This window comes from Vibrio sp. QJM3NY_26 (assembly GCF_057786005.1).
In genome coordinates this window covers 2,465,525-2,484,854 of sequence record NZ_CM173515.1, presented here as the reverse complement: position 1 = coordinate 2,484,854, position 19,330 = coordinate 2,465,525, and the positions used below count along the sequence as shown (strand labels likewise).

The window sequence follows — 19,330 nt, the reverse complement described above, 5'->3', positions numbered from 1 at the left end:
TTGAAAATATTGTTAGTCAAATTGTGTGAAATTGCTGCGAATATTGTTGCTGCAACACATTTTTTGTTTTCATCTCTATAGTTTTACGTCATTTATCCGATATATTTAATAGATCATCACTTTTCCGAATTTAAGCACCTAGCTGAGCCTTTTATGTTTCAATTTTTCAAGCCGTGGTTAATGCCTTTTGCCTTTATCATTGCGACTCAGATTTCCGTTGTTCGTGCAGATTCCATTCGAGTTGTAGGGCCTAATGGCCAGATACAATCAGCGCCTACGTTTTCAGAACCTCTTCAAAGAGCGCAATTGAATAGCGCTGAGCCTTCACGTTTCTATGGTCCAACTAGTGGCTCAGAAACGCTATGGTCTATTGCTTCAAGGTTACGCCCTGATAACTCCGTTTCAGTCCAACAAACATTGTTGGCGATTTATCGCTTAAACCCACAAGCGTTTGAAAATCAGAATATCCATAGCCTGCTGCTTGCCAGTAATTTACGTGTGCCTTCTTTAGAGCAAGCACGTGCAAGTTCGACGCAGCAAGCTATCAACATCATGAACTCGCACCTTGCTAAGCTTGATGCTCCTGCGACAAAGCCTACCGCTTCAAAACCTAAAGTAGCGCAAGCGTCAAGTCGACCAGATGTAGCACCTAAAAATGCACAATCCAAAGCTAAGGTTAGCGAACCTAAAGTTGTCGATAAATCGATAATTGATAATCAAGAGATAGTGAATAGCAAGCCGCTAACCGGTGCCAAGGAAATGAACTACCTTGAGAAGCAGTTAGAGCTTTCAGAAACTGAGTTACTGTCACTCGAAGAAAAAAACCATCAACTTCGTTTGATGCTGTCGAATGTTCAATTGGAAGTGGATGAGCTAAAAACAGAGCTCAGTGATGAAGACCGCATTCGTAGCGAAGTGGAAAAGCTGCTTGATGAAGAGCGTAGAAAGAACGCCGAAATTGAAAAAATGGCACCAAGTGCCATGGATGAACTGTTATCTAATGGTTGGTTAGTTGCGGCTCTTGCGATTATTCCGGGTCTTCTACTTGGTTTGATCATCGTGATGCTGATAGGTCGTCGTTCTAAAAATGAAGAACAACAGCAAAACACTCAAGAACAACCGATTCAAACTGAACCAAGCAGCGTCGCGCCTATTACATTGGGCGACGAGATGGACGACCTTAACGAGCTGTCTTTAGACGATGACCTGTTTGGCACTGAAGACGATGCCAATAAGTTGTTTGACGACCAAGCTCTTGCTGAAGAAGACGATGTATTTGCAGGATTGGATGAATCTGATCTCGATTTCAATCTCGACGGTGAAGATGATGACCCATTTGCGAGCATTGGCGAAAATGGTGATTTAGACACTAACTTTGATGATCTGGACTTGGACAGCAGCAACGGCATCAGTGTTAATGGTGAAGAGAAAGCGCTTGGTCTAGAAGAGATGGAGCGCGCGCTCGATAAAAGCGCAGTAAGCGCACTTGATACCGATGAAGTCGATTTTGATCTCTCAGATGATAACGCAATGTCTGCTGATGACATTGAAGCACTGCTATCTAAAGAATCCGAGACTGAAGATTTAGGCTCTAACGAATTAGACCAGTCACTATTAGATGACCTGTTTTCTCTTGATGACGAAGATGATGATAGCTTCGACATCGATGCTTTGATTTCGGAAGAGCAAAGTGATTCTACTTCTAGTGCCGACACATCGATAACCGATGATTTTGATATCGATGCGCTTATCTCAGAACAACAAAGCGATGCTACGCCTTCGGACATAAGCAATGACGACTTTGATATTGATGCTCTGATCTCTGAACAACAGACCACTCAATCTGCAGCTCCTAGTGTAGAGGATGATATTGATGACATCTTTGCTCAGGTTGCCGCTCAGAACGAGCAAGCGAATGATCCTTTCAACCTCGATAGCGACGATGAAATAGCGACGAACCTAAACAATGGTTTGGCGTCTGATGATGATATCGAAAACATCCTGTCTCAGTTTGATAAGCCAATCGTTGATGAAGAGGCTCAAGACAGCGTTGATCTACTTGATGAGCAGTTGGAAGGGGATGACGTTGACCTAAGCAACTCGACCGAACTCCTTGATGAAATGCTGGGCGATGAATCGGATGATGAGCCTGAAAGTGAGCCTTTAGGTTTCGATGCCTTATCTGAACTTGAAGAGCTTTCTGGTTTATCGACTGATGATGAGCTAAACATTGCAGAAGACAGCACGGAAACTCTGGATGAATTAATCGGAGATTCTGATGATGATTTCGAACTCGATGCGGAGAGCACCGACTTACTTGATGATTTCCTTGATAGTGAACTATCGGATGATGCGCTTTCAGCGGACCAAGCTGATTCACCAAAATCTGAATCTTTAGACCCGTTTGATGATTTACTGACAAGTGGTATTGAAGACGAGCTTGAATCAGAAGAGCAGACGTTTGATAAAGAGCTAGATGCTGCCTTTGGTTCTGATAAAGCTAGCGACGACCTTATCAAGGATTCAGACGTTGAACATACTCAATTAACGTCAGAGCCTTCTGAAGCCGAGTCTGAGCAAATAACGGACATTACTGAAACACCACAACCTGAACTTGTTGGTGATGCTTCATTAGATTTAGAACTGACTCAAGACGGTGCTGATGTTAAGCCAGAAAATGACGAAGCCTTTAATCGTGATGACTTTATCGATGACTTGTTTGGTGTAGCGCCTGCAACGGATGCGTTGCTTGATGACGCACTAGAAACAACAGATGAAGCATTGATTGATGAGTTGATGACTTCTGATGACAGCGATTCGTTGCAAGCTAATGAAGAGCCAGCTGAAGCATCAATCGAAAGTGCTTTGGAACCAGAACAAACGTCTCTTTCTGATAGTCATGAATTATCACCAGAAGAAGCGGTGTCGTCTGTTAAAGATGATGAACTGGATATTGACTCGTTGCTCTCTGAGAATTCTGACTTTGACAAACCAGTTTTTGAAGAGCCGACTCAAGAAGACACTGAGCAACAAGCATCAGATTCGGAAGAAGCTGACGTACAAGATCAGCGTGAAGACATCGCTGCGAGTACTGAAGATCAAGCTTCGCCGTCGTCTTTGAATGATATCTCTGAAGACGATGAAGAAACGGTAGAAGATTGGTTAGCCGAAGCCATTGATGATGTTGAATCTCCTGCGAATATAGACTCTGATTTTGACTTTGAACCGAAAATTCAAGGTAGCGATGAACTTGAAAATATCGTTGAATCCTTGCCAGAGCCAGAGCCAGAGCCAGAGCCAGAGCCAGAGCCAGAGCCAGAGCCAGAGCCAGAGCCAGAGCCAGAGCCAGAGCCAGAGCCAGAGCCAGCCCGTGCTGCACATATGCCAGAAATCATTCCAAATGAGTTCGGTGTACCAGAAGACGATGATTGGCTGATTGGAGACGATACAGCTAAAGAAGACGCGTTGGCAGAAGCCGATGCTGAAGCTGATGTTGAAGTAATACCAGACCCAGTTACTCCTGCTGTTGAACCTCAACTAGACACTGAACCTCAAGCAGAAACGGCACCGAAAATTGAAGCTACGGAACAAGCTGAAGTTCTAGGACAAGACAGCGAAGAAGAGTTCTCGTTTGATGACTTCGAACTTCCTGAGTTTAATGAAGAAGACGCGTTGGCAGAAGCCGATGTTGAAGCTGATGTTGAAGTAATACCAGAACCAGTTATTCCTGCTGTTGAACCTCAATTAGACGCTGAACCTCAAGTAGAATCGGTATCGCAAGTTGACGCTACGGAACAAGCTGAAGTTCTAGGACAAGACAGCGAAGAAGGGTTCTCGTTTGATGACTTCGAACTTCCTGAGTTTAATGAAGAAGACGCATTGGCAGAAGCCGATGCTGAAGCTGATGTTGAAGTAATACCAGAACCAGTTGCTCCTGCTGTTGATTCTCAACTAGACGCTGAACCTCAATCAGTATTAGAACCACAATTAACATCTGAGCCACAAGCAGACGTTGCGCCTCAAGCAGAAACGGCACCGCAAGCTGAAGCTCCGGAACAAGCTGAAGCTCCGGAACAAGCTGAGGTTCTAGGACAAGAAGGCGAAGACGAGTTCTCGTTTGATGATTTCGAACTGCCAGAGTTTGGTGAAGAAGACGCGTTGGCGGAAGTCGTTAGTGAGCCTGATGAAGCTCAATTAGAGCAAGATCTCGCTCCTGAGGCAGAAAAGTTTGAGTTCGATGATCTTGATCTTCCTGAATATGACGAAGAAAGCGCAAAAGCAGACTCTGTTTTAGATGATATTGAGCAAAGCAGCGCAGAGCCAGTAGCGGAAGAAGAAGGCGTCGAGTTCGATGAGCTTGATTTGCCTGAATACGGTGAAGACGAAGCCATCTCAGATGCGTTTGCAGAGAAGCCGACACCACTGACTTCTTTTAGTCCTCAAGGTGAAGAGCAAGATGCGTTGCATGATTTGTTCTCAAACCCGCAAAGCTTTAGTCACGCTGACGATTTCTCAGATACAGAGGGTTTCTCGGGCGAAGCAGGGTTCTCAGATGCAGAAGAACCTGAATTGACAGCGTTCGCACAACCAGATCATTCACCGAGTTCATCTTCAGGATTAAATTCAACGCCTTTAGAATCAAACTCAGCACCTACAGCAGTTCAAGACGAACCACTAGAAGGCTTTGACGATTTTGATGAAACAGCATTGGCTGAGTTGCTTTCAGAAGATGTACAAGACTCAGTCGACAATATGTTTGAGAAGCCACTAGATGCAACGTCGATTGACAGTGCAGGGCTCGATATCGATGCGATGCTTGAAGTTGGCGGTGAAGATTGGAAAGGCTTTAACTTAGCTCCAGAGCAGCAATCAAGCATGCACAATGGTGTTCCTGACGATCAACAAGAGATTTGGGCATCGGCTGAAAAACAAGCTGAACCTAAAATTAAAGAAGAGAATTGGGGTCAACAAGATAATCTAACAGAGTCGGGTAACAGTCGTGATAAGCAATACATGACGATTGACGAACTGATGGCTCAAGTAGAGCAAGAAGGCGAAGAAGCCATAAATCCAGATGATGAAGAGTTGAAGCTGGATGTTGGCCTAAATGAATTTCCTGATGTTATCGGTGATATCGGCAACTATGATGTCGACAACAATGCAGAAGCTGCTGGCAAGCTCGATTTGGCTAAAATCTATATCGAGATGAGTGATTCGCAAGGTGCAATTAAGCTTCTAGAAGAGGCGATAGTTGACGGGAGCGATGATATTCGTCGAGAGGCAAAGAATCTTATCGATACCTTAAACGGTCGATAAATTTAAAAAAATCATAAAGGGTAGCGTTGGCTACCCTTTATTTTTGGGTGAGCCCAAGCGCCTTTGTTTTATTTGGCTTCTTAAAACCACCGTCTAGGGCGGTAGTGATTGTTTATTGCAGTTTTAGCCCCATCCTATTTGGGCTAGCACTCATTTCCGTATATACTTCTTGCCCATTTTCAAAGAGAACAAGAACATGAAAATTGCTTTAGGTATTGAATATAACGGTACCCACTACTTTGGTTGGCAGCGCCAACGAGACGTGAAAAGTGTCCAAGAAGAATTGGAAAAGGCTCTTTCAGTTGTCGCGAATCATCCTGTAGAGGTTATGTGCGCAGGTCGTACAGATGCCGGTGTTCACGGTACGGGACAAGTCGTTCACTTTGAAACTAATGTTGATCGTAAAATGGTTGCTTGGACAATGGGCGCGAATGCCAACATGCCAAAAGATATTGCGGTTCGTTGGGCGACAGAGGTGAATGAGGATTTCCACGCTCGTTTTTCTGCAACTGCACGCCGTTATCGCTACATTATCTTTAATCATGCACTACGTCCTGGCATTCTGAATTCAGGCGTGAGCCATTACCATGGTCACCTTGATGAGAAAAAGATGCATGAAGCGGGTCAATACTTGTTAGGCGAGAACGACTTCACTTCATTCAGAGCGACACATTGTCAATCTCGTAGTCCATGGAGAAACATGATTCACTTAAACGTGACTCGTCATGGGCACTACATAGTGATCGATATTAAAGCGAATGCGTTTGTTCACCATATGGTGAGGAATATTACGGGTAGCCTAATTGCAGTAGGTAAAGGTGAGCAAAAACCAGAGTGGATCCAGTGGCTTTTAGAGGCTAAAGATCGAAAAGTGGCTGGCGCAACCGCCAAAGCGGAAGGCTTGTATCTGGTAGATGTTGATTATCCTGAACATTTTGAGTTACCACGAGAGCCAATTGGGCCTCTGTTTTTACCGGATAATTTGAACTAAATGTGAGACTTAGGTTCAAAAAATATTACGGTTTCGTGCGTAAAATAGTGCCAGAAAATAGGTACAACCAGTTTTTTATCTACAGTCGCTGTTTTATGTGCTTTAATTCCCACGCATAATTCCCAAATTTATTTCTTTCGCAATCAAGCGTAAGAATCGAAACAAAAAGGTCTTCCATGAGTTGGCTTGAAAAGATTTTAGAAAAAAGCAACATCGTAACATCTCGTAAAGCGTCTATCCCTGAGGGCGTTTGGACTAAATGTACTTCTTGTGAGCAGGTTCTTTACCATGCTGAACTAGAGCGTAACCTAGAAGTGTGTCCAAAATGTGACCATCACATGCGCATGAAGGCACGTCGCCGTCTGGATACATTCCTAGACAAAGGTGAGCGCGTTGAACTAGGTGCTGATCTTGAGCCACAAGACAAACTGAAGTTTAAAGACTCTAAGCGTTATAAAGAGCGTATCTCTACTGCTCAAAAGAACAGTGGTGAAACTGACGCGCTGATCGCAATGAAAGGTGAACTACTAGGTTTACCAATCGTAGCGTGTGCTTTTGAATTCTCATTTATGGGTGGTTCAATGGGCTCTGTTGTTGGTGCTCGTTTTGTGAAAGCGGTAGATGCGGCTATTGAGAACAACTGTGGTTTAGTTTGTTTCTCTGCAAGTGGTGGTGCTCGTATGCAAGAGGCATTGATGTCTCTAATGCAAATGGCGAAAACCAGTGCTGCTCTAGAGCGTTTATCTGCGAAAGGCCTACCGTTTGTTTCAGTAATGACTGATCCAACAATGGGTGGTGTTTCTGCGAGTTTGGCAATGCTTGGCGATATCAACATCGGTGAGCCAAAAGCGCTTATCGGTTTTGCTGGACGTCGTGTAATCGAGCAAACTGTACGTGAAGACCTTCCTGAAGGTTTCCAACGCAGTGAGTTCCTACTCGACCACGGCGCTATCGACATGATCGTTGACCGTCGTGAGATGCGTCAGCGCGTTGCAAGCCTTGTTGCTAAAATGACCAACCAGCCTTCACCATTAGTAGTTTCTGTGAACGATTCACCGAATGAAGCTACTTATGAAGTACCAGAAGCGCCAGAAAAAGGGTAAAGTACCTTCTAACAAACCTACTTAATCATGGTTATGAGTTAGATGAGTCAACAACCTATTCCTCAAGCCACATCCTCTTTGGAGATGTGGCTTGATTATTTATCAAACATCCACACAAGCGCTATTGATCTTGGATTAGACCGAGTTCAGGCCGTCGCCTCTAAGGCAAACCTCACCAAACCTGCTCAACACGTTATTACTGTTGCCGGAACTAATGGCAAAGGCTCAACGTGTGCACTAATGGAAGCTATTCTGTTGGATGCTGGTTACTCAGTCGGTGTCTATAGTTCTCCTCACTTAATTCGCTATAACGAACGTGTTCGTATTAACGGCCAAGATCTATCCGATGAAAAGATGGTTCAGTCTTTCAATTTCATTGAGAAAGAGCGCGGGGAGATCAGCCTTAGCTTTTTCGAATATGGGACTTTAGCGGCGTTACGTGCTTTTCAAATTGAAGCGGTTGATGTTGTGTTATTAGAAGTGGGTCTAGGTGGACGCCTAGATGCGACGAATATCGTTGAGCATGATGTTTCTGTGATTACCAGTTTGGCTGTCGATCATGTTGATTGGCTAGGTGATGACATCAATGTGATTGGTTTTGAGAAAGCCGGTATTTATCGTAGTGGTAAGCCGGCTATCTGTGGTCAACCTAAACCACCAGCTACGGTTGCTGCTCATGCTGATGACATTAAGGCTGAGTTCTATCAGGTGGGTATTCAATACACCTATGATGTAGACGGCGATACTTGGAACTGGCGCAGTGGGGCATTCCAACTAGAATCACTGCCTATTCCAAGCCTACCGCTACCTAACGCAGCAACAGCATTGATGGCATTAGGTACTTCAGAACTTAGCATTAGCGATGTGAACGTCGTTAATGGCATGAAGAACGCACAGCTTCCTGGGCGTATGCAGCAAATTAGCGAACAACCCGTGATTGTGCTTGATGTTGCGCACAACCCGCATTCGGCTGAATATTTTGCGCAGCAAGTAACGAAGAAGTATGCAGGTAAAAATTTACACGTTGTAGTCGCCATGCTTCATGACAAAGATATCCCTGCGACATTGGAAGTATTAGCACCAATCACAACACATTGGTACCCAGCTTCGCTGAACGGCCCACGAGCCGCAACAGCTGCTGAATTGTGTCAAAGCCTACCTCAAGGCGTAGAGCAGCATTCAAACCCTGTAGCAGCGTTTGAAGCGGCTTTAGCTTCTGTTAAAGGTGACGATGTTGTACTGGTGGTCGGTTCTTTCCATACTGTGGGTGAAGTATTGGAGCATTGGCAGAAAAAAGGAAACTAAATGGCAAGTAAATTCCAAAGCCGATTAGTCGGTACCATCATTTTAGTGGCCATTGGTGTGATTGTATTGCCCGATGTGCTGGATGGTAAGAAGCTCCACTATAAAGAAGAGTTTGCAAGCATTCCGATTAAGCCAGAGCTTGATAGTAATGTAGAAGTTTTTGAAGTACTCGACCCTGTTGAAGATCAGATTGCACTGCCGGACTCTCCGGTTGAGCGAGTGGTTGAAAGTGGTGTTGATAATTCAGATAAGCAAACTGCGTCGGCTTCAAATAGTAAAGAAGCGGATAAAGTGGCAGTGGTGGTTAAGCCAGTACCGGAAAAAAATGAATACCAAGACAGTGCTTGGATTATTCAATTGATGGCTTTGAAGAATGCTGACAACGCAAAAAACGTTGTTAAGGATTTACAAAAGCGTGGTTACCAGGCTCACACCAAGCAAGAAAAAACGTTTACGCGAGTAATTATTGGCCCGGATGTCTCTAAATCCAAACTTGAGCGACAAATTAAGGAATTAGAAAAAATTACGGGTTCAAAAGGCCAATTGCTCAAATTTAAACCGTTAAATCCATAAGAAAACGTTTGCGTCAGCATTTTTTCTGTTAAAATGCGCGCCAACTTAAGATGAAGAATTCATGAATTGGTTAGATTTTGTCATTTTAGGCGTGATCGGCTTCTCTGCCGTGATCAGTTTAGTTCGCGGTTTCGCTAAAGAAGCGTTGTCACTTGTTATTTGGTTTGGAGCATTTTTTATTGCTAGCCAGTACTACGCTAAATTAGCCATGTACTTCACCAATATCGAAGATGAGATGTTTCGAAACGGAACTGCGATAGCAGCATTATTTGTTGCAACGTTAGTTGTCGGTGCCTTAGTTAACTATGTCATCGGTCAGCTAGTTCAGAAAACAGGCCTGTCGGGTACAGACAGAATCCTCGGTGTCGTCTTTGGCGGCTTACGTGGTGTTCTGATTGTGTCAGCAGTGTTGTTTTTCATGGATGCGTTTACTGCATTCCCAAGTTCTGAGTGGTGGGAGAATTCGCAGTTGGTTCCGGAGTTTAGCCGAATCATTGCGCCGTTCTTTGAGCATTTACAAGCAACATCTAGTTTCTTATCTGGCGCGCTTTAGCGCCAGTTAATGTCGAAAATCGAGGATTAGGACATGTGTGGTATTGTTGGAATCGTGGGTTCAACACCTGTAAACCAGTCTATTTATGACGCTTTAACGGTATTGCAGCATCGTGGCCAAGATGCCGCTGGTATTTGTACCATAGAAAGCAATCGTTTCCGTCTGCGTAAGGCGAACGGTTTAGTTAAAGATGTTTTTGAAGCAAAACACATGCAACGCCTCCAAGGTAACGTGGGTATTGGTCATGTTCGTTATCCTACAGCGGGAAGCTCGAGTGCTTCTGAAGCGCAGCCTTTCTACGTAAACTCTCCTTTTGGTATCACGTTGGCGCACAACGGCAACCTAACGAATGCAAGTGAAGTTCGTGAGAAGTTGTTCGAAAAAGACCGTCGTCATGTCAACACAACCTCTGATTCTGAAGTTCTACTGAACGTATTGGCTCATGAAATCGATACTGTTAAAGGTAATGTGACTTCAGAAGATGTGTTCCGCGCCGTTGCAAACGTGCACCGTACTATTCGTGGTGCTTACGCAGTGACAGCGATGATCATCGGCCACGGTATGATCGCATTCCGTGACCCACATGGTATTCGTCCACTGTGTCTTGGTAAGCGTGAAATTAACGGTAAAACAGAGTACATGGTTGCGTCTGAATCGGTAGCGTTAGACGCTGTTGGTTTTGATTTTATGCGCGATGTTGCCCCTGGTGAAGCTATCTACGCAACATTCAATGGTGAGCTTTTCACTAAACAATGCGCAGATAACCCACAATTAAACCCATGTATTTTCGAGTTTGTTTATTTTGCTCGTCCTGATTCATTCATCGATAAAATTTCGGTTTACAGCGCACGCGTTGAGATGGGTGAGATGTTAGGCAAGCGTATTAAAGAAGAGTACGCAGACCTAGACATTGACGTGGTAATTCCAATCCCTGAAACATCGAATGATATTGCGCTACGAATTGCTCAAGCGATCAATAAGCCATACCGTCAAGGTTTCGTGAAAAACCGCTATGTTGGCCGCACGTTTATCATGCCTGGTCAACAACAGCGTAAGAAGTCGGTTCGCCGTAAGCTCAACGCAATTCGTTCTGAGTTTAAAGGTAAGAACGTTCTATTGGTTGATGATTCTATTGTTCGTGGCACGACATCAGAGCAGATCATTGAGATGGCTCGTGATTCTGGCGCAAGCAAAGTCTTCATGGTTTCTGCTGCTCCTGAGGTTCGTTTCCCGAACGTTTACGGCATCGATATGCCAAGCGCGACTGAGCTCATTGCTCATGGCCGTGATAACGAAACGATTTGTAAGCAGATCGGCGCAGACGCTTTGATTTTCCAAACGCTACCAGATTTAATCTCGGCGGTAGGTATGGGTAATCAAGACATCTCTCGTTTTGATACATCTGTATTCAACGGCGAGTATGTAACGGGCGATATCGACCAAGCGTACCTAGATTTCCTAGACTCTTTACGTAATGACGATTCAAAGGTTGAGCGTGAGATCCAACAAGATCTCGCGAACCTAGAGTTACATAACGAAGGCGCTTAGCGTACTCATAAAAAATGAGTAATAAAAAACCAGAGCATCGGCTCTGGTTTTTTTGTTTGCGGGGGAAGGGGATTGAATCTTAGTGAATGTGGTATGCGATCACAAAATCGATAAACAATCTAACCTTCTCTGGCAGGTGGTCTTTGTGGTTATAAAGCATATAAATATCACGAGGGTTAGCACTCCAGTCTTCTAAGACTTGCACTAAGCTGCCATCTTCAATGTATTCACGGATCATCACGTCAGGCATTAGGGTGATACCTAGGCCTTCTGAACAGGCTTGTCTTACGACATTAAGCGCATTCGCATTGAAACGACCTTTCTCGCTATTCACGACCGTCTCTTCATTCGAATTACTCAGCTGCCACTTAATCAGCGGATAGCCTTTAAGTAGCGAATGATTCGCGAGCTCTTCTGCATGACTTGGTGCCGGGTTCTTCGCTAAGTAGTCAGGACTCGCGATAAGAATATCCTTAACTTCACTGATCTTTCTTGCGATTAAGCTTGAATCACGCTGCGGGCCGACTCTGAAAATGACATCCCACTCGGTTGGATCAAGCTGATCAGCTTGGTTGTTCATCATCAGCTCAATATTGATATCAGGGTATTGAGTCATGAATTCACTGAACATCGGCATCATCATGCGCTTGGTCAGGTTTGAGGGGGCGGTAATGCGAATCTTCCCTGAAGCACCTTTACACACGTCTGTGAGTTCTTCAGCAGTAGAAGATAGACGTTGTAGTAACGGTGAGCATTCATTGAAAAAACGTTCGCCAGCCTCTGTTAAAGAGAGTTTACGCGCGTGTCTATTGAGAAGCCTTAGGTTCAAAGAGTCTTCTAAGGCTTGGATGCGTCGTGTAATGGTCGCAACCGGAATCATAGTCTTGCGCGATGTTGCGGTGTAGCTCCCATTTTCAACGACAAGTCGAAAGAGGTTTAAATCATCTAATTTCATAAATCCAGACACATTTGTTTACAATCTCATCTAATTTATACGTAATATTGAGATCAATGTTTGCGTTACGTCAACTCGTTGCACTATTTACCAGTATTCCAACCCTTGTCACGAATTACCAGTAAAGAGTGAACATTTGTGTATTTAGTATTTTATTACTAAGTTTTATATTAGTTCTTAGAACAGATAACAATAATAATTCGACTTAGTTTTGTGAGGTTAGAGATTATGTACAAAACTCACAGTCAGCCAGTTATGACCTCGGCTCAGGAAGTTCTCAATCAAAAATGCGTTATGTTGGTTGATGATGATCCTATTTTTCGCCGGATAACCAGCGCGTACTTAGACAAGATTGGTTATAAAGTGGTTGAGGCTGAAAATGGGCTGGACGCTCTGCAAAAGCTTAGAGACTCAGCGCCAGATTTAATTGTGTGTGACTTATCAATGCCGATACTGGATGGCATTGAGCTTGTAGAAGAGCTCAGTTTAGAGTATCCGTCACTGCCTATGATCGTTGTGTCTGGCACTGATGATATGTCTGATGTGGCGAAAGCATTACGATTTGGTATCAAAGACTTTTTAGCGAAACCTCTAGAGGATCACGGTCACTTAGGAAGTGCGATTGCGAATACATTGACAGATTCGTTCGATAACATTTCAGACCAACGAGATTTTTCAAGCCAATGGTTCTGCGTTGATGACGGTGGCGAGATCCCTGAAGACCAAGAGCTGCATTGGCATCTAAACTACCTGCAAGATAACCCGAGTGCTGCAAGAGACTTATTGCACGCGCTGCTTCCAGAGAAAGACACACGACAAGGCTCATGGCGTTGCAGTTACCGTTTACTGCAATCAACAGAAATGATGCCGCTTGTGTTTGATTATGCGTGGATGATGAACGGGCAGTTTGCTTTCTACCTCGTAGATTCGTCGTCTTCTGATAACGGCGGCTCAGCGGCCACATTGTTGGTGAGAGCGTTATTCCACGATTACATCAGAAATAGAAAAGATTTTAACGTTGATCTCAAAGATATTGCGGAAATTTTGGAGAAGGGGATTCGTTGTTCTAAATGTTCGACCCCTGTGAATGCTTTGTTTGGTGTTGCTGATCTTGCTGTGGGAACTATCTCTATTTTACCTGCGGGTTTAGATGGACAATGGTCGAATGGTGAATTGAATCAACATATTGCGGCGGGCGAGCGCTTGGGTGAAAACTGTAAGAAGAACTTCATTACACGGGATCTTCCGATTGAACAAGGCTGCCAGTTATCATTGAGCCTGCTTGGATCGGCCAGTTTTAGTTTAGACATACACCAAGGGTCCACTGATTAACCCTATATTTCCTCGGTTTTTGTGAATAATTGATTAAGGTATAGTTGCGCAAATGGTGTGGCTATGCCTTTTTTGTTAAATGTCGATTTAGCAAAGCGGGTTTGGTTCGCCAGATACTTACCTTTACTAACAAAAACAAGAAGCAATCATGGCAGATAACAAAGACTTTCAAGACCCGTTTAATGTATTCTATTTTTTAGGATTTTTAGCCGCATTTTTAGCGATTCCATTACTACCAGCAACCCTAACGTTGATCCGAGTATTCAATGGTTACGCAACATTCTAGTTAAGCTATCGTCGCCGATGGTGATAGCTAACTCAAGGAGGCCACAATTAGCGTTCGAGTTTTAAGCCTCAATATTGCTGGTGGCCTTTGTATCATTCTTGCAGTTCTAGGGATCGTTTTACCCGTTCTGCCAACCACGCCTTTTCTCCTTCTTGCCAGTGCATGTTTCATGCGAAGCAACCCCAAAGTTCACAAATGGATGCATGAGCATAAAACGCTGGGTCCCTTGTTGAACAATTGGTATCAACACGGTGCCGTTACCAAGCAAGTTAAAACGCGTGGCGTGTTCTTTATCTTGTTGAGTTTTGCGTTATCGATCTACTTTGCCCCGCTCATTTGGGTCAAGGTTTTCCTAATTTGTGTACTTGTTATTCTTCTCACATGGTTTATGCGACTTCCAACCCATGAGTTGGTTGCTGACAGCAAAGAAAATCACTACCATTAAGCCAGTGTGCCTGCTTGTATAGCGGGCGTTTATTATTTCAGCAATCAGAGTTATGACTCTCGTTGCAATGAATACCAATCGTACCTTTCCTTAATTCCGAGCGTTGATGTTTGATTCGTTAACGAGAGTTTGGAAAGCGGCCTAATGAAGTGCATAAGATTATGAACACAGAAAAAATCTCTCTGATCAAAGCAAGCATCAAAAGCATTCCTGATTACCCTAAAGCGGGTATTTTGTTCCGTGACGTAACAAGCTTGATGGAAGATCCTGCCGCGTACAAAGCGACAATCGACCTGTTAGTGGATACATACAAGGGCATGGGCTTTACTAAGATCGTTGGTACTGAAGCTCGTGGTTTCCTATTTGGTGCGCCTCTTGCTCTTGAGCTAGGTGTCGGCTTTATCCCTGTTCGTAAACCGGGCAAGTTGCCTCGTCAAACTGTGGCACAATCTTATGAGCTTGAGTACGGCACTGATACGCTAGAAATCCATACCGACGCTATCGTTGAAGGTGATAAAGTGCTGATGGTTGATGACTTGCTAGCAACAGGCGGTACGATTGAAGCGACAACAAAGCTGATTCGTCAGCTTGGTGGTGTGGTAGAACACGCTGCATTTGTTATTAACCTTCCAGAAATCGGTGGTGACAAGCGCTTACAAGGCTTAGGTCTAGAAGTGTTTAGCATCTGCGAATTCGACGGTCACTAATCCTTTTCGGAATTATTCATGAGCTATCTTGCGTTAGCGCGAAAATGGCGACCAACCAAATTCAAAGAAGTGGTTGGTCAAGCCCATGTTTTAACAGCATTAGAGAATGCCCTTAGCCAAAATAGGTTGCATCACGCTTACCTATTCAGCGGTACACGAGGTGTCGGTAAAACGACCATCGGCCGTTTGTTTGCGAAGGGACTCAACTGTGAAACAGGCATTACTTCAACCCCTTGTGGTGAGTGTGCAACCTGTAAAGAGATCGATGAAGGTCGTTTTGTTGACCTGCTCGAGATCGATGCTGCCTCACGTACTAAGGTAGAAGATACCCGCGAGCTTCTGGACAATGTTCAGTACAAGCCTGCACGTGGTCGCTTCAAGGTTTACCTAATCGATGAAGTACACATGCTGTCTAGGCACAGTTTTAACGCGCTTCTAAAGACCTTAGAAGAGCCGCCTGAGTATGTGAAGTTCTTGCTCGCAACAACGGATCCGCAAAAGCTTCCTGTGACGATATTGTCGCGTTGTCTGCAATTCCATCTTAAGCCGATCAGCGTTGATAATATCCACGAGCAACTCGATCATATTCTTGAACAAGAAAATGTGACGTCTGAATCTCGTGCGCTTGGAATGATTGCTCATGCCGCTGATGGCAGTATGCGTGACGCGCTGAGCCTAACAGACCAAGCTATCGCATTAGGTAATGGCAATGTAGTGACAGACACTGTTGCTCACATGCTTGGAACGCTGGATACCGACCAAGCGATTCATCTACTTGAAGCGATTAGCAGTAAACAACCACAATTAGCGATGGCTTGCATTCAAGCTCTTGCTGAAAATGGCGTTGAGTGGGATGGATTGCTGAGTCAACTTGCGACTCAATTACACCGTTTGGCGATGTATCAAGCTCTGCCGTCTACTTTAGACAAGGCTCAGCCTGACGCTGAAAGGCTAGAACTGTTGAGCAAAGCGTTAAGCCCACAAGATATCCAACTCTACTACCAGATAGTGCTGAAAGGGCGTCAAGACTTGCCATTATCGCCAACCGCTCGTGTTGGTATTGAGATGGTGGTTCTGCGTATGTTGGCATTCAGACCTGCTGAACAAACTGTTGCTACGGCTATCTCGACTGAGTCGACTAGCCCAGCGCCTGCTCCTGCAGCTCAGAATCCGGTTCAGAGTGTTGCTCAGCCAGTGAGTCAAGCTGCGCCAATGGCAACTCCGAGACAGTCAGCTCAGGCTCCAGCGGTTTCACAGCCTCAAGTGCCTCAGCAAGCTCCTATTCAGCAGCCTGTGCAACAGCAACCGCCGCAGAATCAGAACCAATATTCAGATTCGCAAGGTTACGCTGATCATTCAGGCAACCAAGGTTATCCAGAACAGGATTACCCGCACAGTCAGTATGACGCTCCACCTGCTTATGATGAACGTCCTAGCTACGGTGCGGAGCAGTCGATGAGTCCCATGACTCAGCAAACGAATTACCAGAATCAAGAGCAGCCAAATGTTGCTCCCGTTGCACCTTCTGTTTCACCAGCTTCGCAAGAGCAACCAGCGCGTGCAACTTCGCCTGTGAGTGGTTTACGTCACCAATTGCGTTCTCAACGTAGAGGTGGTGCAGCAACAGATAACAAAGGTTCAGCGCCAAAAAAGGCTAAAGCGACACCAGCTAAAACTTCAGTTCTTGACCGAGTTGCTCAGCAACACGGTGGTTCTGAGCGGGTGTCGCCAGCTTCTTTATCAGCCTCTTCGACAGAAAATGTGACCAACGATAATGAACCTTATCGCTGGAAACCGTCTAAACCTGTAGTGAAAGAGGTGAGCAAAGAGCTTACACCTACTCAGATCAAGCGTGCGTTAGAGCATATTAAGACACCAGAAATGGTCGATAAATTGCTTCAAGAGTCGATTGTTCAAGATGAATGGTCCGCCACGATTCAAAAGCTAGAGACAGCCAAGCTTGTTGAACAGCTAGCATTGAACTCAGTATTTACTAAGATTGACACATCAATCACCTTAACGTTAAGAGCGAGCCAGGCTCACTTGAATACCGACCGTGCACAGAGTGAGCTATTACAGTCTCTCAATACTGTGCTTGGAGAAGAGTGTCATTTGAGTGTTGAAATTGGTGATGGTGGAGAAACACCGTTAGAGCTGCGAGAAAGATTGTATCAAAGCAAGTTGAAAGACGCGTTTACCAGTTTGGAAAACGATGCCAACGTACAGTTTATCGAAAGACGTTTTGCTGCCGAGTTGGATAGAGATAGCGTTCGTCCAATATAGCGTTCGTCCAATATCGATATGCCTTTCATTTAGTGATGGACATATCATCCTTGGAAAGCAAATCAGAGAACTGAACTCGTGGGGTTGAATCACAGTGTTTTAACCCCCATTTAAGCCCTTAGTAGCTTAAATGATTTTAATAAACCAATTAGACCAGAGAGTAATAACATGTTTGGTAAAGGCGGTATGGGCAACATGATGAAGCAAGCCCAGCAAATGCAAGAGCGCATGCAAAAGCTTCAAGAAGAAATCGCAAATATGGAAGTTACAGGTGAGTCAGGTGCTGGCCTTGTAAAAATTACGATTACTGGTAGTCACAGTGTTCGTCGCGTTGATATCGATGAAAGCCTAATGGAAGACGATAAAGAGATGCTTGAAGATCTTATCGCAGCCGCTTTCAACGATGCAGCTCGTCGTGTCGAAGAGACTCAAAAAGAGAAAATGGCTGGCGTAACTGGTGGGATGCAACTTCCACCAGGTATGAAAATGCCTTTCTAAGCGACTTATTTATAAGAGACTTGTCTCTTCCAACGGCTTGTTCTTGAATAAGCCGTTATTTAAAGTTAGAACGGTTAAATATGCGTACCAGTCATATGCTGGAGCATTTGATGGAGGCCTTACGTTGTCTACCTGGGGTTGGCCCCAAGTCGGCGCAGCGTATGGCCTTTCATTTGTTACAGCGCGATAGAAAAGGCGGCCTACAGTTGGCTGAAGCTCTTAGCCAAGCAATGACCGAAATTGGTCATTGTAATGAGTGCCGTACTTTTACTGAAGAAGATACTTGCCACATTTGTACCAATCCTAAACGTCAGGACAACGGTCAAATTTGTGTAGTAGAGAGCCCTGCAGACATTGCAGCCATTGAAGCAACTGGCCAATATTCAGGTCGTTACTTTGTGCTTATGGGGCATCTTTCACCACTTGATGGTATCGGTCCAAGTGATATCGGTCTCGATGTCTTGGATTACCGTTTACGTCGTGGTGATATCACTGAAGTAATTCTAGCGACTAACCCGACAGTAGAAGGGGAAGCAACAGCGCATTACATTGCTGAGCTATGTAATGCCCATGAAGTGAACGCTAGCCGTATCGCCCATGGTGTTCCCGTCGGTGGTGAGCTAGAGCTGGTGGATGGCACCACGCTTTCGCACTCCTTACTCGGTCGTCATAAGATCTAAAAAAGCCGCTCATTTGAGCGGCTTTTTATTTGTTCCGAAATCCTGCTTATTTAATGCTTAGTCCTTTCCACGCACGGCTTTGTAAATCGCAGCGCCAATCACGGCACCAATAATCGGTGCAATCCAGAATAGCCATAATTGCGAAACAGCCCAGTCTCCAACAAATACGGCTACACCAGTACTTCGAGCAGGGTTCACAGAGGTATTAGTGACGGGGATACTGATAAGGTGGATCAAGGTTAAACAAAGACCAATCGCGATAGGTGCAAATCCAGCCGGTGCTTTTGAATCGGTTGCCCCCATGATCACGAATAGGAACACCATGGTCATGACCACTTCACACACGAGTGCTGCGGTTAGCGAATAGCCACCCGGTGAGTGTTCACCGTAACCATTCGAAGCAAAGCCTGATGAGACAACGTCAAAACCTGCTTGGCCAGAAGCAATCACAAATAGCACGCCGCCCGCGATAATACCGCCAATCACTTGGGCAATAATATAAGGCGCAACATCTTTGCCATCAAAGCGACCACCACTCCATAGACCGATGGTGACAGCAGGGTTGAGGTGGCAACCGGATATATGACCAATAGCGAAAGCCATAGTGAGTACGGTTAAACCAAAGGCAAGGGAAACTCCGAGTAGACCAATTCCCACATCAGGGAAAGCCGCGGCTAAGACGGCACTACCACAACCGCCTAACACCAACCAAAACGTACCGAACATTTCTGCGATATACTTATTCATAAATATCC

General features: G+C 44.8%; 16 protein-coding genes. 14 read left to right on the top strand and 2 right to left on the bottom strand.

The genetic code is table 11. From position 1 onward, the window contains the following. The first annotated feature begins 153 nt into the window (after positions 1-153). The 7 genes from AC3CH4_RS10865 (at position 154) to purF (ending at position 11,389) form a co-directional block, all read left to right on the top strand. Entirely contained in the window at positions 154-5,316 is a 5,163-nt protein-coding gene (locus AC3CH4_RS10865) for a FimV/HubP family polar landmark protein (protein ID WP_488542950.1), read from the top strand. Positions 5,317-5,512: 196 nt separating this feature from the next. Further along, the gene (gene truA, locus AC3CH4_RS10860) at positions 5,513-6,307 is read left to right on the top strand and encodes a tRNA pseudouridine(38-40) synthase TruA (RefSeq protein WP_004734161.1); all 795 of its coding nucleotides are present in this window, start codon (positions 5,513-5,515) and stop codon (positions 6,305-6,307) included. A gap of 176 nt (positions 6,308-6,483) precedes the next feature. After that, positions 6,484-7,410, top strand: a complete 927-nt coding sequence (gene accD / locus AC3CH4_RS10855) for an acetyl-CoA carboxylase, carboxyltransferase subunit beta (protein ID WP_004734162.1) — start codon at positions 6,484-6,486, stop codon at positions 7,408-7,410. A 42-nt stretch (positions 7,411-7,452) separates the two neighbouring features. Further along, positions 7,453-8,715, top strand: coding sequence for a bifunctional tetrahydrofolate synthase/dihydrofolate synthase (gene folC, locus AC3CH4_RS10850; RefSeq protein ID WP_171313157.1), 1,263 nt, complete (start codon positions 7,453-7,455; stop codon positions 8,713-8,715). Next, positions 8,716-9,288 (top strand): SPOR domain-containing protein, encoded by a 573-nt coding sequence (locus tag AC3CH4_RS10845; protein ID WP_004734164.1) that lies wholly within the window; start codon positions 8,716-8,718, stop codon positions 9,286-9,288. It begins immediately after the preceding gene. 61 nt (positions 9,289-9,349) lie between these two features. Then, complete coding sequence (locus AC3CH4_RS10840; RefSeq protein ID WP_004734165.1) at positions 9,350-9,841, top strand: CvpA family protein; 492 nt, start codon at positions 9,350-9,352, stop codon at positions 9,839-9,841. Positions 9,842-9,874: 33 nt separating this feature from the next. Then, entirely contained in the window at positions 9,875-11,389 is a 1,515-nt protein-coding gene (purF, locus tag AC3CH4_RS10835; RefSeq protein ID WP_004734166.1) for an amidophosphoribosyltransferase, read from the top strand. Between the two features lie 79 nt (positions 11,390-11,468). Here the strand turns inward: purF and AC3CH4_RS10830 are convergent, their stop codons facing one another. Beyond that, the gene (locus AC3CH4_RS10830; RefSeq protein WP_004734167.1) at positions 11,469-12,344 is read right to left on the bottom strand and encodes a LysR family transcriptional regulator; all 876 of its coding nucleotides are present in this window, start codon (positions 12,342-12,344) and stop codon (positions 11,469-11,471) included. 228 nt (positions 12,345-12,572) lie between these two features. Here AC3CH4_RS10830 and AC3CH4_RS10825 point away from each other — a divergent pair, with 228 nt between their 5' ends. From AC3CH4_RS10825 to recR, 7 genes are all read left to right on the top strand, one after another. Beyond that, positions 12,573-13,676 (top strand): response regulator, encoded by a 1,104-nt coding sequence (locus tag AC3CH4_RS10825; protein ID WP_004734168.1) that lies wholly within the window; start codon positions 12,573-12,575, stop codon positions 13,674-13,676. A gap of 148 nt (positions 13,677-13,824) precedes the next feature. After that, the gene (locus tag AC3CH4_RS10820; protein ID WP_004734169.1) at positions 13,825-13,962 is read left to right on the top strand and encodes a hypothetical protein; all 138 of its coding nucleotides are present in this window, start codon (positions 13,825-13,827) and stop codon (positions 13,960-13,962) included. Positions 13,963-14,035: 73 nt separating this feature from the next. After that, positions 14,036-14,407 carry a YbaN family protein gene (locus tag AC3CH4_RS10815; RefSeq protein WP_065204975.1) on the top strand — a complete coding sequence of 124 codons (372 nt, stop codon included), beginning with the start codon at positions 14,036-14,038 and terminating at the stop codon, positions 14,405-14,407. A gap of 161 nt (positions 14,408-14,568) precedes the next feature. After that, positions 14,569-15,114, top strand: a complete 546-nt coding sequence (apt, locus tag AC3CH4_RS10810; protein WP_004734171.1) for an adenine phosphoribosyltransferase — start codon at positions 14,569-14,571, stop codon at positions 15,112-15,114. An 18-nt stretch (positions 15,115-15,132) separates the two neighbouring features. Then, on the top strand, positions 15,133-17,397 hold the full coding sequence (dnaX, locus tag AC3CH4_RS10805; RefSeq protein WP_488542949.1) for a DNA polymerase III subunit gamma/tau: 2,265 nt from the start codon (positions 15,133-15,135) through the stop codon (positions 17,395-17,397). Positions 17,398-17,565: 168 nt separating this feature from the next. Continuing rightward, positions 17,566-17,895: a YbaB/EbfC family nucleoid-associated protein gene (locus AC3CH4_RS10800; RefSeq protein WP_004734156.1), complete on the top strand. Its 330-nt coding sequence runs from the start codon at positions 17,566-17,568 to the stop codon at positions 17,893-17,895. An 80-nt stretch (positions 17,896-17,975) separates the two neighbouring features. Further along, positions 17,976-18,575 (top strand): recombination mediator RecR, encoded by a 600-nt coding sequence (gene recR / locus AC3CH4_RS10795; protein WP_017111149.1) that lies wholly within the window; start codon positions 17,976-17,978, stop codon positions 18,573-18,575. A 57-nt stretch (positions 18,576-18,632) separates the two neighbouring features. Here recR and aqpZ read toward each other — a convergent pair whose 3' ends face one another. Beyond that, positions 18,633-19,322, bottom strand: coding sequence for an aquaporin Z (gene aqpZ / locus AC3CH4_RS10790; RefSeq protein ID WP_237290301.1), 690 nt, complete (start codon positions 19,320-19,322; stop codon positions 18,633-18,635). Positions 19,323-19,330 lie beyond the last annotated feature (8 nt).

Excerpts from the sequence above, each read along its gene's own strand:
- AC3CH4_RS10865 (WP_488542950.1), top strand. The coding sequence starts at position 154 with ATGTTTCAATTTTTCAAGCCGTGGTTAATGCCTTTTGCCTTTATCATT.
- truA (WP_004734161.1), top strand. The coding sequence starts at position 5,513 with ATGAAAATTGCTTTAGGTATTGAATATAACGGTACCCACTACTTTGGT.
- accD (WP_004734162.1), top strand. The coding sequence starts at position 6,484 with ATGAGTTGGCTTGAAAAGATTTTAGAAAAAAGCAACATCGTAACATCT.
- folC (WP_171313157.1), top strand. The coding sequence starts at position 7,453 with ATGAGTCAACAACCTATTCCTCAAGCCACATCCTCTTTGGAGATGTGG.
- AC3CH4_RS10845 (WP_004734164.1), top strand. The coding sequence starts at position 8,716 with ATGGCAAGTAAATTCCAAAGCCGATTAGTCGGTACCATCATTTTAGTG.
- AC3CH4_RS10840 (WP_004734165.1), top strand. The coding sequence starts at position 9,350 with ATGAATTGGTTAGATTTTGTCATTTTAGGCGTGATCGGCTTCTCTGCC.
- purF (WP_004734166.1), top strand. The coding sequence starts at position 9,875 with ATGTGTGGTATTGTTGGAATCGTGGGTTCAACACCTGTAAACCAGTCT.
- AC3CH4_RS10830 (WP_004734167.1), bottom strand. The coding sequence starts at position 12,344 with ATGAAATTAGATGATTTAAACCTCTTTCGACTTGTCGTTGAAAATGGG.
- AC3CH4_RS10825 (WP_004734168.1), top strand. The coding sequence starts at position 12,573 with ATGTACAAAACTCACAGTCAGCCAGTTATGACCTCGGCTCAGGAAGTT.
- AC3CH4_RS10820 (WP_004734169.1), top strand. The coding sequence starts at position 13,825 with ATGGCAGATAACAAAGACTTTCAAGACCCGTTTAATGTATTCTATTTT.
- apt (WP_004734171.1), top strand. The coding sequence starts at position 14,569 with ATGAACACAGAAAAAATCTCTCTGATCAAAGCAAGCATCAAAAGCATT.
- dnaX (WP_488542949.1), top strand. The coding sequence starts at position 15,133 with ATGAGCTATCTTGCGTTAGCGCGAAAATGGCGACCAACCAAATTCAAA.
- AC3CH4_RS10800 (WP_004734156.1), top strand. The coding sequence starts at position 17,566 with ATGTTTGGTAAAGGCGGTATGGGCAACATGATGAAGCAAGCCCAGCAA.
- recR (WP_017111149.1), top strand. The coding sequence starts at position 17,976 with ATGCGTACCAGTCATATGCTGGAGCATTTGATGGAGGCCTTACGTTGT.
- aqpZ (WP_237290301.1), bottom strand. The coding sequence starts at position 19,322 with ATGAATAAGTATATCGCAGAAATGTTCGGTACGTTTTGGTTGGTGTTA.